This is a genomic window from Anaerovibrio sp. RM50, assembly GCF_000622005.1.
GTDB lineage: Bacteria > Bacillota > Negativicutes > Selenomonadales > Selenomonadaceae > Anaerovibrio.
In genome coordinates, this window is record NZ_JHWV01000005.1 from 95,128 (window position 1) to 119,067 (window position 23,940).

Sequence of the window (23,940 nt, forward strand, 5' to 3'; positions counted from 1 at the left end):
AAAAATGCAAAAAAGAGCACTGGCCGAAGCCAATGCTCTTTTAAGTTTGATTGGATTACTGAACGTTCAGTGTAAGAGGAACGAACATGTTGGAAAGCTGTGCTCTCTGAATAACTTCCTCAGTAATAGGGTCGCCCTCGTTTACGATAACAACACCGGTTGGGGAAGTGAGGGTACGGCGTGCAGTCTTGCCAAGAATAAACTTGCGCTGTCTGTCAATGGTAGTATTGTTTGCAGCCTGGTGCATGGAATCATGGGCTGGAGCTGGCTCTGGTGCCGGCTCTGGCTCAGCTTCAGGCTCTGGCTCTTCTACTGCTTCATCAGCTTCAGCCTCAGGCTCTTCCTCTGGCTGAGCTTCCTCTGCAGGAGCTTCTTCCTCTGGTTCAGGAGCTTCTTCCTCAACAGTTTCTTCAACTGCTGGTTCCTCCACTACAGGAGCTTCCTCAACAGGAGCCTCTGCAGCAACTTCAGCTGCCTCTTCAACTGCCGGTTCCTCTATTACAGGGGCTTCCTCAGCAGCCGGAGCAGGAGCTGTACTTAATTCATCAGTTTTTTTTTCCGAATCGATGATGGTTACCTGCTTACCGAAGATGGAAATCTGATCAGAAGTGATTTCAGACAGGCTGCCATCAGCTGCTTCGATTTCTACCTTTTCGATTTTGCCACCATCGCCTACATAAATCTCAACCACATTACCCTGGATAGTACCGGTCTTGGTAATGGCCTTGGTGCCGATAACCTTTACGTTCTCGTCCATCATGGTCTCATAATCACCGGCATTCTCAAGGGTGAGAATGGTCTCGCTGTTAACAACAGTTACAGCATCGGAACCGATAGCTACAACGGAAGAATATGGAAGAAGCTTTACGCCTCTGTACCAATCCTCGTCCTCAATAATAATGGCTGCAATGGCACCATTCTTTGCATCTACCAGCAGGCCCTTGCTCATGCCCAGCTCACGGCCCTCAGTAATACTGATGACTGGCAAACCAATAATTTCAATACTCTTTTTCATTGGAAAAATCCTCCCTAATTATTTATCAAATAGAGCGAGTCTTTCTCTCATTGTAGATAGACTCGATTTTTGACATATAGTCCTTTGGAATATCGAAGAATGGGGTATCAGGCTGATTTTCTTCCTTCAGCACCTCTCTGGTGACCTCCAGATAAATCATACTGTCCTCAAACTCCGCCAGCATGTCGGGACTCTCCGCAACAGCCGGTATTTCAAGTGCATCATAGAAGCACTGAATAGCATCGTCATAGCGACCGTGATCCTTGTGGATATTGACAATTTCCAGTACAAGGAATGGTGCATAACCATCTTCACGGTACTGGTCCAGAGCATAATTGTACGCCTTCAGGGCACTGGTCCAATCAGAGCTGCCCTTTAATTCAAAGGCATAATCCAGAATGTCATCCAGACTGCTGGTACCAGCCAGCTTCTCATCAATATCAGCTGGGGTCTCCGGAATTTCTTCCTCAACCTCTGGCTCTGGCTCAGTCTCAACTTCTGGTTCTGGCTCTGGAATTTCTTCCTCAGCCACTGGTTCAGTCTCGATTTCAGCCTCTGTTTCTGGAATATCTTCCTCAGCCACTGGCTCAGTCTCAACTTCTGGCTTCGGTTCTGGAATTTCTTCCTCGGCCACTGGCTCAGTCTCAGCTTCTGGCTCCGGTTCTGGAATTTCTTCCTCAGCCACTGGCTCAGCCTCAACTTCTGGCTCCGGTTCTGGAATTTCTTCCTCAGCCACTGGTTCAGCCTCAACTTCTGGCTCTGGCTCTGGAATTTCTTCCTCGGCCACTGGCTCAGCCTCAATTTCAGGCTCTGGCTCTGGAATTTCTTCCTCAACCTCTGGTTCAGCCTCAATTTCAGGCTCTGGCTCTAGAATTTCTTCCTCAACCTCTGGTTCAGCCTCAATTTCAGGCTCTGGCTCTGGAATTTCTTCCTCAGCCACTGGCTCAGTCTCAACCTCAGGCTCTGGAATTTCTTCTTCAGCCACTGGCTCAGTCTCAACCTCAGGCTCTGGAATTTCTTCTTCAGCCTCAGCCTCTGGTTCTGGCTCAAGCTCAAGAATAAACTCAGTAATTGGTTCGGAATCTGCATTTGGCTCAGATACCGTAGCTTCCACCACTTCATCGGAGAGAATGGCCGCCTTTACAGCAGTAACCAGTTCCTCCTGGGCTGCAGCATCCTCCTCGCCCTTATTTCTGGAGAAGGCCAGCTTCGGCATTTCCGGCATCTTTGGCATTTTTGGAAGCTTTGAAGCAATCGCCTGCTTTGCAGAAGACAGATTAATCTGATCCTTTGGGAAGCCCTTCTTCTTGATAATAAAATGGTTTACGCTGGTGATAATAATCGCCGCAGATAGAACCATTACACCCAAGACAATAAGACGGTATTCCGTAAGAAATGGTGCCACAGGAATGGACAGGAAATTTATCAGCAGTGCACAAACACCGCAGCCCACCAGAGCAGGCAGACTCAAGGCCAAGTCCAGGGCACGGGCTATCTTATATATTGCCAAAATGGCAACAGTCATGATGATAGCCGTTATAATAAAGAACATCAAATAGAATCACCACGATAGAATTATTAACATAATTTGCAGATATAACGAGCTTTAAGATGTCCTCCACCTCTTTAGGTGGGGGAAAACAAACTACAACAGCTGGCGAGCATATCTCCCAGCTCGTTGCGACGCGAAGCTAGTCCTGAAAGGGAAACGCTAATTGGAAGATTTTTCTTCTAAAGAAGAAAAATTTGAACAATGGCGTTATAACATGCAATATTATTTTACACATTAAAAATATATTCGACAAACCACAGGAAAATCCTTTAAAATAAGCAGAGGAACAATCATAAATTGCATTTCCTTGCAGGGGTTTTTCCAGTTATGTCGAATATACAGTTTTATGTTACAGGTATAATTCTATCATAACAATTTAAATAATCAAAGTGGGAAAGAGGTATTTTTATGCAGGAATTAAATTTGAAGGTATTAAACAAGCCAGGATTACATGCACGTCCAGCCAAGGAGCTTGTCAAATTCAACAAGGGGATTGAATCTGACGTGGTAATTAAATTCAATGGTAAAAGTGCCAACATCAAGAGCATGATGGCTGTTATGGGCCTGGGTGCCAAGCAGGACGCTGAGGTTACCGTTACCATTGAGGGACCGGATGAGGCTGATGTGGCAAAGGCTGTTACTGAAATGTTTGCCAACGGTTTTGGTTTTCCTGATGAACTTTAATAAATAACGAATCGTCGAGGGGGGAGGATTTGTTTATGTCGGAGAAAATCCAGGGTAATATTGCCATTCCGGGAATTGCAGTGGGAAAAATCATGAAGGTGGGGCAGTCCCTTGATGGTTACATGGCCGCCTACACTCCCGGCAGTGCTGAGGAGGAGCTCTCCAAGCTGGAGGAGGCCATTGATACCATATCTGCAGCCATTGATGAAAGCGTTGAGGCCATGCGGGAAGCAGGGCAGGATGAGCAGGCCGAGATTATGGAGGCCCATTCCTTTTTGCTTATGGACCCAATGCTTACTGACGGTATGAATGACAAAACCCGTGAAATGGCCCATGCACCAAAAGGGGTTTTGGAGGCTGCCCAGGAATGTGCAGAAATGCTGGCGGGTATGGATGACGAATACATGCGGGAGCGTTCTGCTGACGTGAAGGACATTGGCCGTCGTATTGCCCGTTATCTCCTGGGGGTCAAGGAGCCGGAAATCGGTGAGGAGCCGGTGGTGCTCTGCGGCTTTGAGGTGGAGCCATCTGCCATTGCCAATATTCCCGACGATAAAATTGCCGGTGTTATTATGGGACAGGGCAGTACCACCTGTCACGCCGTTATAATTGCCAAATCCCGTGCCATTACCACAGTAGTGGGACTGGAAAACCGGGTGGAGGATATTCCGGAAGGTGCAAAGGTGCTTCTGGACGGCAATGAAGGTATTGTGCTGGTAAATCCATCTGAGGAGGAGCTGGCTTCATACGATAAAAAAATCAAGGCCCAGCAGGAGGAGCAGAAGCGGCTTGAGGCCCTGCGTGATCTTCCTGCTGAAACCACTGACGGCGTAAGAGTTCAGCTGGCTGCCAATATCGGCCTGCCGGAGGACGCAGAGGCTGCGGCCAAATATGGCAATAAGGGCGTAGGACTCTTCAGAAGTGAGTTCCTCTTTATGGGACGTGAGAATATTCCAGATGAGGATCTGCAGTTTGAGGCCTACAAGCGGGCTATTGTGGCCTGTCATGGGGAGACCTGCGTTATCCGTACCATGGATATTGGCGGCGACAAGCCTCTGGCATATTTGGAAATTCCCCATGAGGACAATCCATTCCTGGGCTATCGGGCCATCCGCATAAGTCTGGAGCGTCCTGACCTTTTCATGCCACAGCTGAAGGGCATTCTGAGAGCCGGCGTATACGGCAAGGCCGCCATTATGGCACCTATGGTTATCAGTGTGGACGAGGTTAAGGGCATCCGTGCTGCCATGGAAAAGGCCATGGCGGAGCTGGAGGCAGAGGGTAAGGAATTCTCCCGTGATGTGGAGCTGGGCATTATGGTGGAAACCCCGGCGGCAGCAGTAATGACCCCAGTTTTGGCAAAATACGTTGATTTCTTCAGTATTGGCACCAATGATCTGGTTCAGTACACTCTGGCGGTGGACCGTGTAAACCCACAGATAAGCAAGCTCTACGACCATTTCAATCCTGCCGTGCTGCAGCTGATTTACCGCACCATTAAATCAGGTGTGGAAAATGGCAAGTGGGTTGGCATGTGCGGTGAAATGGCCAGCGATCCTTATGCGGCTGTGATTCTCATGGCCATGGGCATTACTGAGCTCAGCATGAGCGCTCCGTCCATTCCAAGGGTAAAGGAGAAGATCCGCTCCATATCCATGGATGAGGCCAAGGCCCATCTGGAAAAGGTTATGGCCATGGAAACAGGTGCCGAAATCCGGGAGTATCTCCATAGTAAAATATAGTCAGATGACCTCATCCGTCAGCCGTTGGCTGCCACCGACGGAGCTTTGCTCCTAGTACCTTCAGGTGCTTCTCCATAGGAGAAGGCTTTATGTGGTAGCTATTGCTAGTGTAAATCTTGCCTTCCCCTTTGGGGAAGGGGGACCGCTTGCGGTGGATGAGGTTTTTTCTTGAATGAGGCATAACTAAGATAATATGAAAATATTTAAAAATGACTGGGAGCAGTATCTCCTTCCCGAAATGGAGAAGCCATACTACAAGGAACTTCGCCAATTTCTGATAAATGAATACCGCACACGGCAGATTTTTCCGGATATGTATTCCATATTCAATGCCCTGCACTATACAAGCTTGGCTGACACAAAGGTGGTAATCTTTGGCCAGGACCCATACCACGAACCTGGTCAGGCCCACGGTCTGAGCTTTTCCGTGCTTCCAAATGTGCCCCCACCTCCTTCATTGCAGAATATCTTTAAGGAGCTGGAGACAGATCTTGGCTGCACTGTGCCGGACAACGGCTGCCTTGAGCCCTGGGCCCGCCAGGGGGTACTTTTGCTGAACACGGTGCTGACAGTCCAGGCCCATAATGCCAATTCCCATCAGGGAAAGGGCTGGGAAACCTTTACTGATAAAATTATCTCAATACTTAATGAGCGGGAAAAGCCCATGGTATTTATTTTGTGGGGAGCCCCGGCCCGGCGGAAGAAGGCCATGATTACAAATAAGAATCATCTTATTATTGAGTCGCCCCATCCAAGTCCCCTTTCCGCCTATCGGGGCTTTTTTGGCAGCAGGCCATTTTCACGGGCCAACGAATTTTTAAAATCCACTGGCCAGGAGCCCATAAATTGGCAATTGCCAAATATTAAATAAAATAAATGTTGACAAGGAGATTTATTTTAGATATAATTCTCGTTGTCTGAAAGACCAATAGGGGTATCGCCAAGTTGGTAAGGCACTGGATTCTGAATCCAGCATTCGTAGGTTCGAGTCCTGCTACCCCTGCCATTGAAATTTAGAGACTGCATGGCGGTCTCTTTTTTTATGCCTTCCCCTCTGGGGAAGGGGGACCGTCCCAGCCTTTTTAGACTGTGGATGAGGTCATTAAAAAAAACCTTGCATCGGGTCCTTCAGAGTGGTATAATTTTCGAGTCACAAGGACAAAGATAGTTTCAAATTTTCGTTTGATAACTTTCTCTGCTCCTTATAAAGTAAGGAGCCAAAGACCAAAGAGGGAGGTGATTTCGTGAGAAAGTACGAAGTCATATTCATTGTTAAACCAATGGAAGAAGAGGCAACTAACGCTGTAGTTGAGAAGTTCACCAAGCTGGTTGCAAAGAATGGCGGTACTGTTGATTCCGAGGATCGTTGGGGCAAGAAGCGTCTTGCTTATGAGATCAAGGATTGTACCGAGGGCTACTATGTTCTGCTTAACGTAACTGCAGAGCCTGCTTGCGTAGCTGAGGTTGACCGTGTTATGAAGATTAATGACGATCTTCTCAAGCACATGGTTGTACGTGTAGAAGAGTAATAGTTTCGGGAGGTAAACCATGAACAAGGTTATACTGGCAGGCAGATTGGCCCGTGACCCAGAAATGCGTTATACCACTTCTGGTAAGGCAGTTGCATCATTTTCTTTGGCAGTAAATCGCCGTTTTGGCCGCAATGCCGGAGATCAGCAGCAGACTGCGGATTTTATTCCGATTATCGCTTGGGAAAAATTAGCTGAAATTTGTGGTAATAACCTCGTAAAAGGAAGTCAGATATTGGTAGAAGGCCGCATGCAGGTGAGATCCTACGATGCCCAGGACGGTTCCAAGAGATACGTCACTGAGGTAGTAGCAAACGAGATTGAGTTTATGGGATCCAAGCAGCAGCGGGACGCTAACGGTGGCGGCTTTGCCCCATCTCCTGCAGCAGCACCGGCTGAGGCAGCCCCTATGGGCGGCTTTGGTGGCAGCCCGGTATCAGATGACGATATTCCATTTTGATAGGAGGGAATATACTTGATTAAGCGTGATAGAAGCAGAAGACCTCGCAAGAAGGTTTGCAGTTTCTGCGTAGATAAAGTAGAAGTAATCGACTATAAGGACGTTGCTAAGCTCCGTCGTTATATCACCGAGCGTGGTAAGATTTTACCTCGTCGTATTTCTGGCAACTGCGCAAAGCATCAGCGTCAGGTTACCGTAGCTATTAAGCGCGCACGTAACATCGCTTTGTTGCCATTTACTGCTGAGTAATTAGCATAGTAAAATAATTAGGAGGTGTCACTTCGGTGATGCCTCTTTTTATTGCTGGGAAATCTTAGTAAGTCGAATTTGATAGATGAAGAGGTTTTTATGGCAACCACAGAAAGATTAATTAAGGACATAACACGGGAACGGCGTTTTCATTTCCGTTTATTTATAGAAGGAATCATCGTAGGTATTTTTGCAGGCTGTGTCATCGCCCTGTTCAGATACCTTTTGGGGGCTTCGGAAATATTGCGGCCTCTGATTTATAATATGGTGGCTGACAGCTTTCAGGCCGGTGATTATTCATTGCCACTTCTGTATGTCACTACCTTTGTAATAATTGCCTGGCTTCTTATGAAGATAGTCCACAATGAACCAATGTGTACGGGCAGTGGCATTCCCCAGATAAAAGGAATCCTCATGGGCCGCATGAATATGCGGTGGTTGTCGGTGCTGGTATCCAAGCTCATTGGTGGTGTGCTGGCCATTGGGGCAGGACTTTCCCTGGGCCGAGAGGGGCCCAGTGTTCAGCTGGGAGCCTGTGTGGGACAGGGCATAAGCCGCAGACTCATAAGAACCCGTTATGAGGAGCGTATCCTTATGACTGCGGGCTCAGGGGCGGGACTGGCGGCGGCCTTTAATGCACCTCTGGCCGGGGTGATTTTCGGTCTGGAGGAGCTGAACAAGAGCTTTTCCCCGGTGCTTTTAATGGCCTCAATTACGGCGGCAGTTACGGCCACCACCGTTACCCAGGTTATATTTGGGGCAGGGCCCGTATTTCACATCGGTGATCTGGCAGTATTCCCCTTAAATATGTTTGGTATCCTAATTTTATTAGGTGTTTTTATTGGCCTCTTGGGGCGTATTTTTAATCCATCATTGCTCTTTTCCATGAATACCTATGACAATCTGGGATTAAGGGGCATAATGCATCCCCTGCTGCCCCTTTTGATGGCAGCGGTCCTTGGTTTTGTGCTGCCGGATATTTTGGGGGGCGGCAACAGACTGGTGGACGACCTTTCCCATAACTGGTATCCCCTTTATTTTCTTATAATATTGTTTATAGGTAAATTCCTTTTTACCATGGTGTGCTTTGGCTCCGGAGTGCCCGGGGGTATATTCCTGCCCATGCTGGTGCTGGGGGCTGCGGGAGGCGCAGTATTTGGCAGTTTTCTGGCAGGTTTGGGAATTTTGCCGGAAATATATGTGGGGGATATTATTATTTTCGGTATGGCGGCCTATTTTGCCGCGGTGGTAAAATCCCCAATTACAGGCAGCGTTCTCATTATGGAAATGACGGGATCCTTTCATCATCTGCTGGCCCTTATATGCGTTTCCATGACAGCTTATCTGGTGGCGGATCTCACTGGGGGCAAGCCCGTTTACGAGGAGCTGTTAAACCGTGCCATCAGTCTGAAGGCGAAGGCCCACGGCATTGGCGCAAATTCCTCGGGGCGGCGTATTGCCCTGGAACTGGTGGTAAGCTCCGGGAGTCTTGCGGATAAGGCCCTTATTAAGGACATAAAATGGCCGGAGCAAACTGTGGTGGTGGATATCAAAAGAGGTCTCCAGAGGATAAATCCAATGGATGATGCCCGACTTTATGCAGGAGATTTCGTGTATTTATTAACTAATGATACGGATATTTCCCGTTTAAAAGAAATGATAGAAAAGGAATCCACGCCCAAGCGTTAAATAATAAATTTTTTCAGTTGTATTATTTTTTGAAATTTCGTGCAAAAGAATATGAAATGTGATAAAGTGATAATTGGAAAAATTGAGATTCATTATGGATATTATCCATGATTGTATAGAATATGTTTGTAAGGACGTGGGAAAGATGTTTTTGGAAGAGCGCCAGGAAAGCATAATGAATATGCTTAACGCCGAGGGCAAGGTTCGTGTTAAGGATCTTAGTGCCAAGTTTAATGTAACAGATGACTGTATCCGCAAGGATCTGGGCTCCCTGGAGAAGCAGGGCCGCCTGAAGAGAACCTACGGCGGTGCAGTGGCCATAAGGGAAAATATTCATGCCATAGAGGTGAGCAAGCACAAGGGCTCAGATGTGGATGCCAAGCGCCGCATAGCCCAGGCTGCAGTGAAGCTCATTCATGAGCACGATATGGTATTTCTGGATATTTCCACCAGCAATCTGGCCATTGCGGAGCTTTTGATAAAGGATCAGCGGGAGCTGACCATTGTTACCAATATGATTGATATTCTCATTATTTTGGCCCGTCACCCAAGAATCCGGGTTATTTTTGCCGGGGGCAAGATCAACAAGAGCCGTGACGGCTTCTGGGGCGGCATGACCATGGATTTCATTTCCCATCTGAAGCCGGATATTGCCTTTGTGGGGGCAGTAGGCGTTGATGTAATGGAAAACAGCGTGTCCACCTATGATATTGAGGATGGTATCAACAAGTCCCGTATTATCCGCGTAAGCAAGCGGGCCTATGTGGTGGCCGAGGCCAAGAAGCTCAGCACCGACGGCAACTATAACTACGCCACTTTGGATACCTTGTCAGGACTCATTACTGACGCCCTGCCAGATGAGAAAATCCGCAAGGCGGCTGCCGATTACGGCGTGGATATTATTGTGCCATAAATTATGCCTAAGGAAGCAATATGACAAACAGTAATACAAACCAGTTCAAGGACTGGAATAATTATTATAATCTTATAATCAAGGGGCTGAAGGTATTTCTTTTTTATCTGTCAGTCCTTTCTCTTTTCCGTGTGGTATTTATTTGGATGCTCCAGGATTACATGGGTGCCGGGGCCGACTCCGCCGATATATGGCTGGCTGTCTTTGGGGGTACCCGTCTGAGTATACAGACGGCGGGGCTTATGACATTGGTGGTGGGATTGCCATCAGCATTGGTGGCTATTTTCAGCAGAAAAGGGGGCAAAATCCTATTTAAGGTATTAAGCGGCCTGACGGCGGCTGTTACCATGATATTGTTTTTTGCCAGCATTCCCTATTATCACCAGTTTCATTCCAGATTCCACCAGATACTGTTTAATACAGCCAATGATGATGTATACGCCCTCTTTGTGTCTTTGGTGCAGGAGTTTAACCTACCACTAAGATTGGCAGGTGCCCTGCTTATGGCGGCTGCCATTTGGTGGCTCCTTAATAAATTTTTGGAGTTTCAGCTTACGGAGTTCCTGGGCATACGGGGAAAATTGGCCAGCCTTGGAAAGGGCGGCCTTTGGGCCGAGAAGATAATAACGGTTGCAGTATTTTATCTGGTGGCCCGACTGGTATTTTTCGGGGGCAGCCTTAGCTGGGAAAATTCCGTCAGCTGGGAAAATGCGGGAATTACCAGAGATGCCTTCTTAAATGAAGCCATTTTGGACGATTATCAGGCCATTTATCGGGGCTACCGCATGAACGGGCGGCTTCTATCCTCTGAGGGGCTGGATTTCACTCCCCAGCAGATAAGGGAGCTGGCGGCCCACATGGTGGGCAGGAATCCTGACAGCAACAATCTGGAGGATTACCTTTTGAGAACTGCACAGGGACCAGTAATTGAAAAGCCAAAGCACGTATTTCTCATACTTTCGGAAAGCTACGCCAATTGGCCGCTGCTGGATAAATACAGTAATCTCCATATTGCCGACGGCATGAAAAAAATTATTGGGGAAGGGGATACGGCCTATTGTCCGGCCTTTTTGCCAAATGGGGGCAGTACTGTTTCGGCAGTAACCGGTGTTGTAACTGGGCTGGCAGATGCCAATCTGTATCTTACCACTATGCCCGAGTCCTTTGCGGCACCTTATTCCACCTCCATTGCCCCTCAGATGAAGGAGCTGGGCTACGACACCGCTTTCTGGTACGCGGGGCCTGCCACCTGGGAGCGCATTGAGCCATTTGTTCTGGCCCAGGGCTTTGACCATTTCCACGGCAGGGGAAGCATGCCGAAGGATTCCACTGGCAGTGTCTGGGGGGTGGATGACGAATACCTCTATGAAGCAGTGCTGGATGGCATTGACCCGGAGAAGGACAGCTTTAACGTGATTCTTAACGTTTCTAACCATTCCCCATTTAATGTGGATTTGGAATCAAAGGGCTTTGACCCACAAAAGGTTCTTGAGGGCCTGCCGGAGGAAGCCAGGGGAGATGCTGATCTTATTAATCAGCTGGGTCATTTTTGGTATGCCGACAGGGAAATGACGAAATTTATAAAAACCGTCAAGGAAAAATACCCTGACAGCCTGATTTTGGTGGTGGGTGACCACGCTGAGCGATACAACATAGACAAGACCCCAAATATTTACGAGCGCTATGGTGTGCCCCTTATTATCACCGGCAGGGGGGTAACTCCTGATATTTTAATTCCAAAGGCCGCGGGAAGCCAGATTGATATTGGCCCTACCATTATAGAAATGATAGCCCCAAGGGGCTTTAAGTATATGTCCATAGGCTCCAGCCTTACCCGTAACAACACCATGGGGGTAAACTACGCAGTGTGGCTTACCAGGGATTATTACGGGGAGGCGGATATTTATCCCCTCCAGCCTATAGCCATTGATGCCAATAAAGCAGCAGAGCCAATGGATGTTCTGGAAATGCAGATTTACTGCGATACCATCCGTTCCCTGTCCTGGTGGCTGCCGAAGTACGGAAAAATTATTGATGAGAGCCTTATGGAGGCAAAGAAATGAATGGTATGTCAGCTATGGAAACAGAGGCTTTGCTTGGGGACTGTACCCTGTGTCCCAGACTTTGCCATGGTAACAGACTAAAGGGGACCGGCTTTTGCGGGGGTGGCCTTAAGGCCAAGGTGGCCCTGGTAAGCCTTCACCTTTGGGAGGAGCCGGTGATTGCAGGGGACAAGGGGGCCGGAACGGTATTTTTTTCCGGCTGCAATCTTCACTGTATATTTTGCCAGAATCACGAAATCAGCCACGGCCATAAGGGGATTGAGGTGACTGATGAGCGGCTGGGGGAAATATTTTACGAGCAGCAGCTCCGTGGGGCGGCTACTTTGGATTTGGTTACACCTACCCATTACGTTCCTCAAATAATTAATGGAATATTTTTTGCCAAAAAAAAGGGTTTTGCCCTACCCGTGGTGTATAATTCAAGTGGATACGAAAATATTTCCACTCTTGCTTTGCTCAGGGACATGGTGGATGTATTTTTGCCGGATTTAAAGTATTGTTCTGCTGATTTGGCAGGGGAGTATTCCCAGGCACCGGACTATTTTCAGGTGGCACAGAAGGCCATCAGAAAAATGGTGGAAATGACAGGAGCGGCCCAGGAAAAGGATGGCATATTGCAAAAAGGGGTACTGGTGCGCCACATGGTTTTGCCAGGGGCCCGAAAGGACAGTATGGCCCTTTTGAAGTGGCTGTGGGATGAATTTGGGGACACCATTATGGTGAGCATTATGAATCAGTACACCCCATCCTACAAGGCTCTTGCCCATCCAAGGCTAAAGCGCCGTCTAACCACCTTTGAATACGATTCTGTGGTTGATTATGCACTGGATTTGGGCTTTTCCAGATGCTTCGTGCAGGAGTCCGGGGCGGCCCGGGAGGAATATATTCCCCAATGGACAGGTGAGGGAGTTGAAGCTTCTCACGTATAAAATTAGTTGTTTAATTTAATTATTAAAGGTATAATGTTATTACCTAATTTTTGATGTCGTTGAAAGAATATTTACCGTTGTGTATTAAAATCATCACAAGGAGAGGTGCTTATTATGGCAGATTTAGAAAATATTCGCGTGCAGGATATATTTGACATGGACTTCCTGCAGAAATTCCAGGATACATTCGCCCGTGCAGTAGGTATGACTGCGGTGACTGTAGATGCCGAAGGCAAGCCTATTACCAGACCTACTGACTGGTCTGATTTCTGTATGAAGTACACCCGTGATTCCAGGGAAGGCTGCCGCCGCTGCGAGGAGTGCGACAAGCGTGGTGGTGAGACTGCTGCCAGAACCGGACGTCCGTCCGTATACGAATGCCATGCTGGCCTGATGGATTTCGGTGCGCCTATTCTTCTCAACGGTCACCAGATCGGTTCCATTCTGGGCGGTCAGATTTTAACTGCTCCGCCAAATGAGGATAAGTTCCGTAACTACGCACGGGAGATCAACGTGGACCCGGAAAAGTACGTTGAGGCAGTGCGCAAGATTCAGATTGTGCCAAAGGCCCGTCTGGAGCAGGCTGCCGAGTGTCTTTTCCTTATGGCCACCACCCTTTCCAATATTGGTTACATGCAGTTCCGTCTGAAGTCTTTGGCAAGCTCCATTAATGATACCGTTCTTCATTGCTCCGCAGCAATGGAGGAGCTGGCTGCTTCCGCCAATGATGTAAATGACAACCAGAAGGGGCTGAACGTTGAAATTCAGAATGTATCTGATATTTCCAGCAAGATTAATGAGTTCACCTCCCTTATCCGGGATATTGCCAAGCAGACCCGTCTCCTTGGTCTCAACGCTTCCATCGAGGCAGCCCGTGCAGGTACTGCAGGAGCAGGCTTTGCCGTTGTATCCGAGGAAATCGGCAAGCTGGCTGACAGCTCCCGTGAGACTGTGGACAAGATTCAGGAATTCACCGACCGTATCGGCGAGTCCGTTCAGGAAACAGTTGCCAAGGGTGAGGCTACTTCTGATATTGTTGGTCAGCAGTCTGCTGCTATCTCCGACGTGGCCCAGGAGCTCACCTCCCTTTCCGAGACAGCTTCCCAGCTGGTAGATTTGGCACAGAAGGGTAAATAATCTTCATAAGATACAATGCATAAAAAATAATCCCCATCAATGGACTGAACATCCGTTGATGGGGATATTTGTTTGTAAAATTTTTTATAACGCCATTGTTCAAATTTTTCTTCTTTAGAAGAAAAATCTTCCAATTAGCGTTTCAACGAGCTGGGAGATATGCTCGCCAGCTGTTGTAGTTTGTTTTCCCCCACCTAAAGAGGTGGAGGACATCTTAAAGCTCGTTATAAATTTTATGAGTTCTGTTTAGTTATTTTACAATGTGCTTTCCTGCGGTGAAGGCCTTCTTCCAGTAATCGTTGGACAGCTCGTCAATACGGATGCCCTTGCTGGAGGAAGCGTGAATGAACTTGCCCCCGCCTAAATAAATACCGCAATGGCTGATGCCGCCGCTGCTGTCAGTGTGGAAGAATACCAGATCTCCTGCCTCCAGCTTGCTTACAGGGGCGTATTTGCCCAGCTTGTACTGCACGTCCGCAGTGCGGGGAATGGTAAAGCCGTTCTGCTTAAATACGTACTGGACGTAGCCGGAGCAGTCAAAGCCCTTCGGGGTGGTGCCACCGGAAACGTACTTAACGCCAATGTATTTCTTGGCGGTGGCTATAATGCCGTTGACCTTGTTCTTTGGTAAGAATGGCTGACTTTCCGGAACGTATTTTGGCTTTGCCGGGGTGGCCGTTTGATTGGAGCTGTTGTTGTTGTCTGTGGATGGCTTTGCGGTTGGCTTGCTGGTGTCGGTTTTCACTGTTCCCGGCTTCAGCTTGTTAATGGCCTTCATGGTCTTATCGTCCACATTGCCGCTAAGCTTGATTTTGTTGTCCCGCTGAAAGGCCAGCACAGCTCTCTTGGTACTGTTGTCGTAAACCCCGGAAACATTCTTGATGTTATATCCCAGATCCTTCAGCTTTTGCTGAACGGCCACCACCTCAGGGCCTGAGGAATTCATGGTAAGGGTCTGGGCCAGGGCCACGCCGGAATTAAGGACCAGCATTGCTGTAAGGGCCACGCCTACAGAAAGTGCCTTCCTCTTCAGGGATAACCAGTTTGTTATCATGTAGCAATCACCTCTTTTTCAATAGAATTTTCCGTACATTGGTAAAACCTTTTCGCAAGTACAGTATAAATCAAAATACTGTGCTTAACAACATAAAAATGTGGATAACTCACATTTTATTCAACTTAAAACACAAGTTATCCACATTGTTATCCACTTTCACGAAAAAATGTGGATAAATTACCAAAAAATCCTTGACATTCTCTTTATAGAACATTCAGATTAAATTCAGGTTAGAAAAATATTTGTATAAAATTTAGATGTATTTTTTAGATTGATATTTAGATAAATTTAGAAAACCTTGGCCACATCATATCCCGCATCATTCAATGCCTTAATAATTTTCTGAATGTGCTCATGGTTGTTGGTTTCCACAGTAATCTGCAGCTCCACCTTCTTGAAGCTGTCGGTAACCTTGGACTGGTTGTGGTCCAGCTTAATAACATTGGCATTGTTGTCTGCCAGTATCTTGGCCACATTTACCAGCTGGCCCGGCTTATCCGGAAGCAGCACGGAGAAGCAGAATACACGGCCTCTGGCAATAAGTGCCTTGTCAATAAGGGCAGAAATGGTGGATATATCAATATTACCGCCGCTGACAATGGCCACTACCTTCTTCCCCTTGAATGGCAGCTTGTTCAGGGCAGCCAGACTGAGAACCCCAGCACCCTCAGCTATAAGCTTGTGCTTTTCAATAAGGGAAAGCAGGGCAGACATGATTTCCATTTCGGAAACGGTGATAATCTGGTCCAGATATTTTTTGCAGAAGGCATAGGTAAGGTCGCCTGGTGTCTTTACAGCACAGCCGTCAGCCACAGTTTCCACAAAGGTAAGGCTGGACACTTGTCCACGGGCGAAGGAATTTTCCATGCAGGCAGCTCCCTCAGGTTCTACGCCAATAACCTTCACGTGGGGATTTACCGCCTTGGTGGCCAGGGCTACACCGCTGGCAAAGCCGCCGCCACCGATTGGTACCAGAATTGCATCCACGTCTTTAAGCTGGTCAATAATTTCCAGGGCTGTGGTACCCTGACCCAAAAGAACCTGCTTGTCATTAAATGGGTGAATGTAAACATATCCCTTCTTCTTCTGTAATTCCAGGGATTTGGCATAGGCATCATCAAAGCTGTCACCGTGGAGCACCACTTCGGCCCCCATGGCCTTGGTGGCTTCCACCTTCAAAAGAGGTGTGGTGGCAGGCATACAGATAACCGCATTTACCCCCAGCTGCTGGGCAGCGAAGGCCACGCCCTGGGCATGATTGCCGGCAGAAGCAGTAATTACGCCAATCTTTTTTTCTTCATCGCTGAGCTGGCTGATTTTGTTGTAGGCGCCACGGAGCTTGAAGGAACCTGTATTCTGCATATTCTCGGGCTTTAAATAAACATTGTTGCCACAGAGATCAGAGAAAAATGGGCTCTCAATAAGCTTTGTTTTCTTGGCCACTCCGTCCAGCTGCTTTGCAGCCTTGTAAACGTCAGCAATGGTGGTATTTTCCAGTATTTCTTCTATGGTATTTACTTTAACTTCTTCTGCCATGGATATGTCTCCTTACCTAATAAATGATTCGTTTTTAAGTGTAACATCTGAAAAAATAGGTGTCAACGCAGGCAGAAAAAGTTGCAAATATTTAAATTATAAAGGGATAATAAAAACTTAAAATAAAAAGCGGGGAAAAAAGCTCCCCGCCCAATGGCAATTACACATCGTATAATATAATTTCATTTCTTTTTAAGGTTTCCTGTACATCAATAATTCGCTGGTTACTGCTGCCACGGAAACTTAAGGATATATCCCGCTTCCATTCCTGATAGGGTCCGTCCACCAGAACATCAAGCTCCTTCAGCAGTTCCACCTGCTGTGGGGTTCCCTTTAGGAGCTGTTCTATGGTATAGCCGGTATAGCTCCACACATCCAGGCCGTGCTGATGAAGCTTGCGTGCCAAATCAGCCAATGGCACCGGCTGGCAGAAGGGCTCACCGCCACTGAAGGTCACACCCTGTAACAAGGGATTATCCAGCACAGTCTCCAGAATATCATCCGTATCTTCCACATGACCTCCGTCAAAATCATGGGTCTGGGGATTGTGGCAACCAATGCAGTTGTGGGGACATCCCTGGGTGAAGATGGTAAAACGGTAACCTTCACCGTCTACAACTGAATCATTGACAGTACCGGCAATCTTAATTGAGGCCATGCTTTACGCGATCATGCTCCTCGGAACGCTTGGCGTTGTTCCAGCGATCAATGGTACCAACCAGATAACCGGTGATGCGACGGATACGCTCAAACTTTGCAGGCTGTAACACGTAATCAAGGGCTACGGAGCCATCCTCGGCAGGGGAGATGGTAAGGCTGCTTAAATCGTCCTTGTTCTCCTTCTCCAGCATGTCAATGTAGCTGAGGATTTCCTTCTCGCTAACATCATTAAGTCCCTTTACTGTTACGTCAATTCCATTTACTACCATTTTTTTGCACTTTCCTTTCATATTTGATTTCCTTATATATTTTACGTACTTTAAATATCTTAATTATTTTAGTTGGTATATTGTGGTCTGCGAACAACCCGGCGCATCTTGTGAGCTGCCTCGCTGCGGCCGCACTGTGGGCAAACATCATAAATTATTCCGTTGTAGCCGCAAATCGGATCCCGGTCCACAGGATGGTTTACTGAACCATAGCCAATGCCATTGTCGTGCATACAGCGCACGATGGCTTCAAAGGCCTTGAGATTCTTGGATGGGTCCCCGTCCATTTCCACATAGGAAATGTGCCCTGCATTGGTGAGGGCGTGGTATGGACCCTCCAGCTCCAGCTTCTTGGCAGCGGCAATCTTGTGATAAACCGGCACGTGGAAGCTGTTGGTGTAATAATCCTTGTCGGTTACCCCGGGGATTTCACCGTATTCCTTGCGGTCAAGGCGTACAAAGCGTCCGCTGAGGCCCTCCGCAGGAGTGGCCAGCAGGGTGAAGTTCAGCCCTGTCTGCTGGGATTTTTCATCCATGCGCTTGCGCATGTGTTCTACGATTTCAAGACCAAGCTGCTGGGCTTCATCAGATTCGCCGTGATGCTTGCCTATAAGGGCGATAAGGGACTCTGCCAGGCCGATAAAGCCCATGGACAGAGTGCCGTGCTTCAGCACCTCCGCTACGCTGTCATCGATTTTCAGCTTTTCGCTGTCAATCCACACTCCCTGTCCCATAAGGAACGGATAATTGCGGACTGTCTTGCTGCACTGAATCTTGAAGCGGTGCAGCAGCTGGCGGAATACCAGCTCAATAATGCTGTCCAGCTCGTTGAAGAAAATCTTCTTGTTGCCCTTGGCCTTAAGGGCCAGACGAGGCAGATTAATGCTGGTGAAGCTGAGATTACCACGGCCGCAGGTCACCTGACGGTTCTTGTCGTGAACATTTCCCATTACCCGTGTACGACAGCCCATGTAGGCCACCTCAGTGTTGTAGTCCCCCTCCTTGTAGAACTGGAGGTTAAATGGTGCATCCAGGAAGGAGAAATTAGGGAACAGCCTCTTGGCTGAGGTGCGGATAGCCTGCTGGAACAGATCAAAGTTAGGATCGTGTTTGTTGTAGTTCACGCCCTCCTTAACCTTGAAAATCTGAACCGGGAATATTGGGGTCTCACCATTGCCCAGACCGGCAGTGGTGGCCTTTAAAAGATTTCTTATAACCATGCGGGCCTCAGGGGAAGTATCAGTACCATAATTAATGGAGCTGAATGGCACCTGGGCACCGGCACGGGAATTCATGGTATTAAGGTTATGGATAAATGCCTCCATGGACTGATAAGTGGCGTCCTCAGTGGCATCCACTGCAGTGGCTACAGCGTAGTTATGGGCGCGCTCAGTCTGGTTTGGTGAAATGGCCTGATAGTTGTGGCTCTGCTGATGATTTGGCAGGAAGTCTACCAGATGATGCAGATATTCATCAGTATTTCCCAGACGGATATCCATAGGGATACAACGCTGGATTTCCTTGGACAAAAGCTTTGCATCGTTGGAATTCATGCTGAGCACCGCAATGAAGAAGGCGGCCAGAGCCTTGAAGTATTCCTTGGCAAAGGTTTTTGCAACACCGGGAGCCATGGCGTAATCAAAATTTGGAATAGACTGTCCACCGTGCATTTCATTTTGATTAGCCTGAATGGCAATGCAGCCAAGAGCCGCGTAAGAACGGATCCCGTTTGGCTCCCTGAGATAACCGTGGCCTGTGGAGAAACCATCCTTAAATAATTTAAGCAGGTCTATCTGACAGCAGGTCTCAGTGAGCATATAAAAGTCCTTGTCGTGGATATGTATGTCGCCGTCAATGTGGGCGGCAGCAATATCCTTCGGCAGGATGTAGTTATCAATATAATACTTTGACCCCTCGGAACCGTATTTCAGCATGGTTCCCATAGCTGTGTCAGCGTCAATATTGGCGTTTTCACGCTTTATATCGGCGTCCGCTGACTTCTTGAAAGTAAGTTCGTTGTAGATATCCATCAGGTTCCCCTGAGCCTCACGAATCTTTGTGTGCTCTGCCCGATAGATAATGTACGCCTTGGCGGTGCTGGCAAAATTGTTGCGGATAAGCACCTTCTCCACAGCATCCTGAATGTATTCCACTGTAGGAATATCCTTATCGGAAATGGCCTCTGTTACCTCATTGGTGAGCTCTTCCAGCTCCTTGGCAGAAAAGGTATCATCAATGGATTCCATATTGGCCTTCCGGATGGCATCAGAAATCTTCTGCGGAATAAATGGGACAATGTCCCCATTGCGTTTTCGTATATTCTGTATATAACTTGCCATGTAAACTTACCTGTCCCCCCTCTATAATCTACAATCGATTTTACAATATATAGTATCTAGTGTCAAACTGAAACACTACATCTTGTGGTTTTGCTTATCCACAGGGGTATATTAGTATATGTGAGTAATTTGCATAAATATACAGAAAATGAAAGAAGACCGCTAATAAAAGTCGGCCTTCTAATTGTATATACAACTCATGTATATGAAATTTTGGGGATAAGTTAGTAACTGTGAAAGTTAAATATGTTAAAAAGGTATAATGAAGCGGTGAAACTTTTTCGGCTTCAGACTTCCGTCCAAGTCATCATGCACTATATATCCGGCTTCTTCGTAGGCGACAGAGTCGCACGTACATCGAGGCATCTATATATTTTGTGCCCATGATGAGCCTCCGGCAGGTGGACTCCAGTCTTGCAGGCGAAAAAATTCCCCCGCTTTTAAAATATATAATTTAATTTATTATGGGGCTAAAATGCACGGGTGGCATGTCCTATCCCATGACAGGCCCCGTAAAAATATATTCGTGGAAAAACTTTTCGGCTTTATTCCTTAATTTCCTCCCAGAAGCTTTGCCCCTTGGTGGAATATGGAATGCGCATAATCTTGGAAATGGTGGCGGCAATATCTGCAAAGCTGTGTCTTGTGCCCAGATTCACACCCTTCTTTATGCCTTCACCTACAATCAGCATTGGAACGTATTCCCTGGTGTGGTCAGTTCCGGCAGCAAGAGGGTCACAGCCATGGTCAGCGGTGATAATCAGCACATCTCCCCGCTTCAGCTTAGGCAGGAACTCTCCCAGCTGCTCATCAAAGCGGGTAAGGGCAGCGGCATAGCCATCCACATCCCGGCGGTGGCCGTACTTCATATCGAAATCTACCAGATTTACAAAGCAAAGGCCATAATAATCCTTGGCAACCTCGGCAATGGCCTTTTCCATGCCATCCTCATTGCTGGTAATTGCCACGTGGCGGCTGATGCCCCGGCCGGCGAAAATGTCGTTTATCTTGCCGATGCTTACCACGGAATTTCCCGCCACCTTCAAAAGATCAAGGATTGTATCCTTGGGCGGCTCCATGGAATAGTCGTGACGGCGTGGGGTGCGCTCAAAATTCGGGAACTCACCAATAAACGGACGGGCAATGATCCGTCCCACCGAATGCTCCCCGGTCATTATTTTGCGGGCCTGCTTGCAGTATTCGTAAAGCTGCTCCACGGGAACCACGTCCTCATGGGCGGCGATTTGCAGTACGCTGTCTGCTGAGGTGTACACAATAAGGGCCCCAGTTTCCATATGCTCCTTGCCAAAATCGTGAATTACCTGGGTGCCGGAGTATGGCTTGTTGCAGATAACCTTGCGGCCAAAGGTCTCCTCCAGCTTTTCGATGATGTCAGCCGGGAATCCATCCGGATATGTAGGCAGGGGAGTGTCTGATACCACACCAGCGATTTCCCAGTGGCCAATAGTGGTGTCCTTGCCCTTGGATGCCTCCTGTAGTCTGGCAAAGGAAGCCCCCGGCTCAGTCTCCTTTTCACCATCTTCCACACCATCAATGTTGAAAAGCCCCAGCTTTTTTAAGTTGGGGATGTTTAATTTATCCGAGGTCATGACGCTTTTTAGTGTGTTCACCGTATCAGCATCACCAAAATCACCTGCATCAGGCTCAGCCCCAATGCCAAAGCTGTCCAGAACTATGAGAAATATTCGCTTGAATATCATAATAAAACCTCCAGTCGTAAAAATGTTTGTGTTGCTTTAATTCTACAATTTTCCGCCATAACCTGCAATTTTCATTGTGGATTTCAAAGTCCATTGGTCCAATTTTTCTTTTTACAGGAAAATTTCCGACAATTGGGGTATAATTTTAAAGGTAATAAAATAGTTGCAATTTTAAAGTTAATAAAGTTATAGCCGAATGCGTAAAGCACTTTGGGACATAACAGATAACATATCCGAATTTGGAGGTAATATATGATTGATTTTACAGCTTTTGATATTCATTTATTTAAGGATTATATGGAGTCCCTTGATCCAAGGGAATTGATGCTTCTCTTTTTGCCACCTATTGTGGGCCTTATACTGGCAATAATTGTGGGCTGGGGCCTCAATAAATACGTAAGCAGATTAATTGAGTCACGTCCTGCCCTTCAGGAGTTTACCTGGAAGACGGCCCTGATTCGGGGACTTAAGGGTGCCCCTATTCTGATTGTGGTGTCACTGTATCTGAACTTTGCCACCAGAATGATGAATCTGCCCCTTCCTGTGGAGCATCTGTTGACCTATGTTTTCTTTATTATATTGATAATTACGGTGATGCAGGTTATAGCCCGCACCGCCACGGGGGTTTTAAACAATATAATTGTTGCCAGAAATGAGCATATTTCCGAGACTTCCCTGCTTACGGATGTGGTTAGCTTCAGTATCTACCTCATTGGCCTCATCATTATTTTGGCGGAATGTGGCATTTCCATTACACCGTTTATCACTGCCATGGGCGTTGGCGGTATGGCCCTGGCCCTTGGTATGCAGGAAACCCTCGCCAGCGTTTTTGCGGGCTTTACCATGATTTTCTCCCCCCAGATCCGCAACAACGATTTCGTCCGCCTCAGCAACGGTCAGGAGGGAAAGATTGTTGATATTACATGGCGTTATACCACAATTGAGAACCTGGAGGGAAATACCATAGTGGTGCCAAACAAGCAAATAGCCGCCGCCATCCTCACCAACTACAGTATGCCTGCCCAGGATACCAAGGTAAAGGTCCAGTGCGGCGTGGCCTACGACAGTGACCTTGACAAGGTGGAGCGGGTGGTGCTGGAGGTGGCCCAGCAGATACAGGATGAGGTAACAAAAGAAATTCTTGTTGAAAAGGGAAGAATAGACGAGGATACGTCAGTTACCACCGCCAAGCCGGGAATATTCTTCCATACCTTCGGGGACAGTGCCATAGAATTCAGCGTGTCCCTAAACTGCAAGGCCTTCACACATCAGTACCGTATGAAGCATGAATTCATCAAGGCCCTCACCAGACGCTTCAGGGAGGAGGGAATCGAGATTCCATTCCCTGTGGTGACTGTACAGCAGATGAATGATGAGGCCGATAAATAAAATATTTAGCCAAAGTAAAAGACAGCAGAGCCTCTCCTCCCTGCTGTCTTTTGTGCCATTGCGGATATGAAGTGTGAATGCTTACTTTAACTGTGTGCCTCCATAAATCATGGTTGTGGCCCTGAGGCTTGGCAGCATCCTTTTCATCTCGGCAAAGAAGCTGTCAAGGCTGCTTGTGTTTTGGGGACAAAGGGACAACATATAATCATAGCCGGAGCTGTAATTGTTGTAGCAATCCCGAACAATGTCCTTCTTAACGAAGTAGTCCAAAAACATTTTCTCCTCCTGAGTATTTTCGATGCTGACGTACATATGAGCTTTTAAACTTGGGTCTATATGTTCATGCTCTTCCATGGAAAGAACAGAATTTTTCTTCCTCATAGTATCATCCCTCCTTAAAAAATAATCAAACAAGATTAAATATCTTATCTATTTGTATTATAGCACTATGGTCCCACCGGATTCAATAGTAAAAGTTAAAATTTTTTGAATTATATATACTTCTTTTGAATATTTAGTATAACAATTGATATAATATATAAATAATAAAGGATAGTTAATAATAAATAATTAATATAAATTACTAAGAATTTTTAAAAGAAAAAGAGGTTTCCATATTACCCCAGTTAAAGAGTATATTTTTGTAACGAATATAACGAGCTTTAAGATGTCCCACACCTCTTTAGGTGGGGGAAAACAAACTACAACAGCTGGCGAGCATATCTCCCAGCTCGTTGAAACGCTAATTGGAAGATTTTTCTTCTAAAGAAGAAAAATTTGAACAATGGCGTTATAAAATTATGAGCCACTAAAAAGGTCCCACGACATATTCTGTCATGGGACCTGAATTTTTTTCTGGAGCGGGCGAGGGGAGTCGAACCCCCCTCTAAAGCTTGGGAAGCTTTCATTCTACCGATGAACTACGCCCGCGCTCAATTAACTATTATACTGTATTTGCCCAAAGATTTCTACCCCAAAGCTAAAAAACTTCAGAAACGGACTTTGGA

Annotated in this window: 21 protein-coding genes and 2 tRNA genes; 13 read left to right on the plus strand and 10 right to left on the minus strand. The window is 47.1% G+C overall.

What is annotated here, in order from left to right:
- Window positions 1-55: 55 nt before the first annotated feature.
- Together T525_RS0102430 and T525_RS16500 are read right to left on the minus strand one after the other, a co-directional pair.
- Window positions 56-1,015, minus strand: coding sequence for a PRC-barrel domain-containing protein (locus T525_RS0102430; protein WP_027405877.1), 960 nt, complete (start codon window positions 1,013-1,015; stop codon window positions 56-58).
- A gap of 25 nt (window positions 1,016-1,040) precedes the next feature.
- A complete protein-coding gene (locus T525_RS16500) occupies window positions 1,041-2,567 on the minus strand; it encodes a hypothetical protein (protein WP_027405878.1) in 1,527 nt (508 codons plus the stop codon).
- 408 nt (window positions 2,568-2,975) lie between these two features.
- Here T525_RS16500 and T525_RS0102440 point away from each other — a divergent pair, with 408 nt between their 5' ends.
- From T525_RS0102440 to T525_RS0102495, 12 genes are all read left to right on the plus strand, one after another.
- Complete coding sequence (locus tag T525_RS0102440; protein ID WP_027405879.1) at window positions 2,976-3,251, plus strand: HPr family phosphocarrier protein; 276 nt, start codon at window positions 2,976-2,978, stop codon at window positions 3,249-3,251.
- Window positions 3,252-3,286: 35 nt separating this feature from the next.
- Window positions 3,287-4,993 carry a phosphoenolpyruvate--protein phosphotransferase gene (gene ptsP, locus T525_RS0102445; protein WP_027405880.1) on the plus strand — a complete coding sequence of 569 codons (1,707 nt, stop codon included), beginning with the start codon at window positions 3,287-3,289 and terminating at the stop codon, window positions 4,991-4,993.
- 193 nt (window positions 4,994-5,186) lie between these two features.
- Window positions 5,187-5,864, plus strand: coding sequence for a uracil-DNA glycosylase (locus tag T525_RS0102450; protein ID WP_027405881.1), 678 nt, complete (start codon window positions 5,187-5,189; stop codon window positions 5,862-5,864).
- Window positions 5,865-5,923: 59 nt separating this feature from the next.
- A tRNA-Gln gene (locus T525_RS0102455) sits at window positions 5,924-5,999 on the plus strand.
- 238 nt (window positions 6,000-6,237) lie between these two features.
- Window positions 6,238-6,522: a 30S ribosomal protein S6 gene (gene rpsF, locus T525_RS0102460; RefSeq protein ID WP_027405882.1), complete on the plus strand. Its 285-nt coding sequence runs from the start codon at window positions 6,238-6,240 to the stop codon at window positions 6,520-6,522.
- 19 nt (window positions 6,523-6,541) lie between these two features.
- A complete protein-coding gene (locus T525_RS0102465) occupies window positions 6,542-6,982 on the plus strand; it encodes a single-stranded DNA-binding protein (protein ID WP_027405883.1) in 441 nt (146 codons plus the stop codon).
- Window positions 6,983-6,997: 15 nt separating this feature from the next.
- Window positions 6,998-7,231 (plus strand): 30S ribosomal protein S18, encoded by a 234-nt coding sequence (gene rpsR / locus T525_RS0102470; RefSeq protein ID WP_027396783.1) that lies wholly within the window; start codon window positions 6,998-7,000, stop codon window positions 7,229-7,231.
- A 99-nt stretch (window positions 7,232-7,330) separates the two neighbouring features.
- Window positions 7,331-8,920 (plus strand): ClC family H(+)/Cl(-) exchange transporter, encoded by a 1,590-nt coding sequence (locus tag T525_RS0102475; RefSeq protein WP_027405884.1) that lies wholly within the window; start codon window positions 7,331-7,333, stop codon window positions 8,918-8,920.
- Window positions 8,921-9,065: 145 nt separating this feature from the next.
- Entirely contained in the window at window positions 9,066-9,833 is a 768-nt protein-coding gene (locus T525_RS0102480; protein WP_027405885.1) for a DeoR/GlpR family DNA-binding transcription regulator, read from the plus strand.
- A gap of 20 nt (window positions 9,834-9,853) precedes the next feature.
- A complete protein-coding gene (locus T525_RS0102485) occupies window positions 9,854-11,896 on the plus strand; it encodes an LTA synthase family protein (protein ID WP_027405886.1) in 2,043 nt (680 codons plus the stop codon).
- Window positions 11,893-12,825, plus strand: coding sequence for a radical SAM protein (locus T525_RS0102490; protein ID WP_232219178.1), 933 nt, complete (start codon window positions 11,893-11,895; stop codon window positions 12,823-12,825). Before T525_RS0102485 ends, T525_RS0102490 begins: the two co-directional genes overlap by 4 nt.
- Window positions 12,826-12,939: 114 nt before the next feature.
- The gene (locus T525_RS0102495; RefSeq protein WP_037324909.1) at window positions 12,940-13,962 is read left to right on the plus strand and encodes a PocR ligand-binding domain-containing protein; all 1,023 of its coding nucleotides are present in this window, start codon (window positions 12,940-12,942) and stop codon (window positions 13,960-13,962) included.
- Between the two features lie 250 nt (window positions 13,963-14,212).
- Here T525_RS0102495 and T525_RS0102500 read toward each other — a convergent pair whose 3' ends face one another.
- The 6 genes from T525_RS0102500 to T525_RS0102525 all read right to left on the minus strand — a co-directional run bounded on the left by T525_RS0102500 (window position 14,213) and on the right by T525_RS0102525 (window position 21,544).
- A complete protein-coding gene (locus T525_RS0102500; RefSeq protein WP_051533354.1) occupies window positions 14,213-15,016 on the minus strand; it encodes a C40 family peptidase in 804 nt (267 codons plus the stop codon).
- A gap of 291 nt (window positions 15,017-15,307) precedes the next feature.
- Complete coding sequence (gene ilvA, locus T525_RS0102505) at window positions 15,308-16,555, minus strand: threonine ammonia-lyase (RefSeq protein WP_027405890.1); 1,248 nt, start codon at window positions 16,553-16,555, stop codon at window positions 15,308-15,310.
- A gap of 160 nt (window positions 16,556-16,715) precedes the next feature.
- Window positions 16,716-17,213: an anaerobic ribonucleoside-triphosphate reductase activating protein gene (nrdG, locus tag T525_RS0102510; protein ID WP_027405891.1), complete on the minus strand. Its 498-nt coding sequence runs from the start codon at window positions 17,211-17,213 to the stop codon at window positions 16,716-16,718.
- Window positions 17,200-17,484, minus strand: a complete 285-nt coding sequence (gene nrdD / locus T525_RS0102515) for an anaerobic ribonucleoside-triphosphate reductase (RefSeq protein ID WP_027405892.1) — start codon at window positions 17,482-17,484, stop codon at window positions 17,200-17,202. The genes nrdG and nrdD overlap by 14 nt, the downstream gene beginning before the upstream one ends.
- A 68-nt stretch (window positions 17,485-17,552) precedes the next feature.
- Window positions 17,553-19,823: an anaerobic ribonucleoside triphosphate reductase gene (locus T525_RS0102520; RefSeq protein WP_027405893.1), complete on the minus strand. Its 2,271-nt coding sequence runs from the start codon at window positions 19,821-19,823 to the stop codon at window positions 17,553-17,555.
- Window positions 19,824-20,368: 545 nt separating this feature from the next.
- The gene (locus T525_RS0102525) at window positions 20,369-21,544 is read right to left on the minus strand and encodes a phosphopentomutase (RefSeq protein ID WP_027405894.1); all 1,176 of its coding nucleotides are present in this window, start codon (window positions 21,542-21,544) and stop codon (window positions 20,369-20,371) included.
- 252 nt (window positions 21,545-21,796) lie between these two features.
- Between T525_RS0102525 and T525_RS0102530 the strand changes: the two genes are divergently transcribed.
- Entirely contained in the window at window positions 21,797-22,933 is a 1,137-nt protein-coding gene (locus tag T525_RS0102530; RefSeq protein ID WP_084276831.1) for a mechanosensitive ion channel family protein, read from the plus strand.
- 81 nt (window positions 22,934-23,014) lie between these two features.
- Here T525_RS0102530 and T525_RS0102535 read toward each other — a convergent pair whose 3' ends face one another.
- Window positions 23,015-23,314 carry a hypothetical protein gene (locus T525_RS0102535; RefSeq protein WP_027405896.1) on the minus strand — a complete coding sequence of 100 codons (300 nt, stop codon included), beginning with the start codon at window positions 23,312-23,314 and terminating at the stop codon, window positions 23,015-23,017.
- A 475-nt stretch (window positions 23,315-23,789) separates the two neighbouring features.
- Window positions 23,790-23,863 (minus strand) — tRNA-Gly (locus tag T525_RS0102540).
- Window positions 23,864-23,940: the final 77 nt, after the last annotated feature.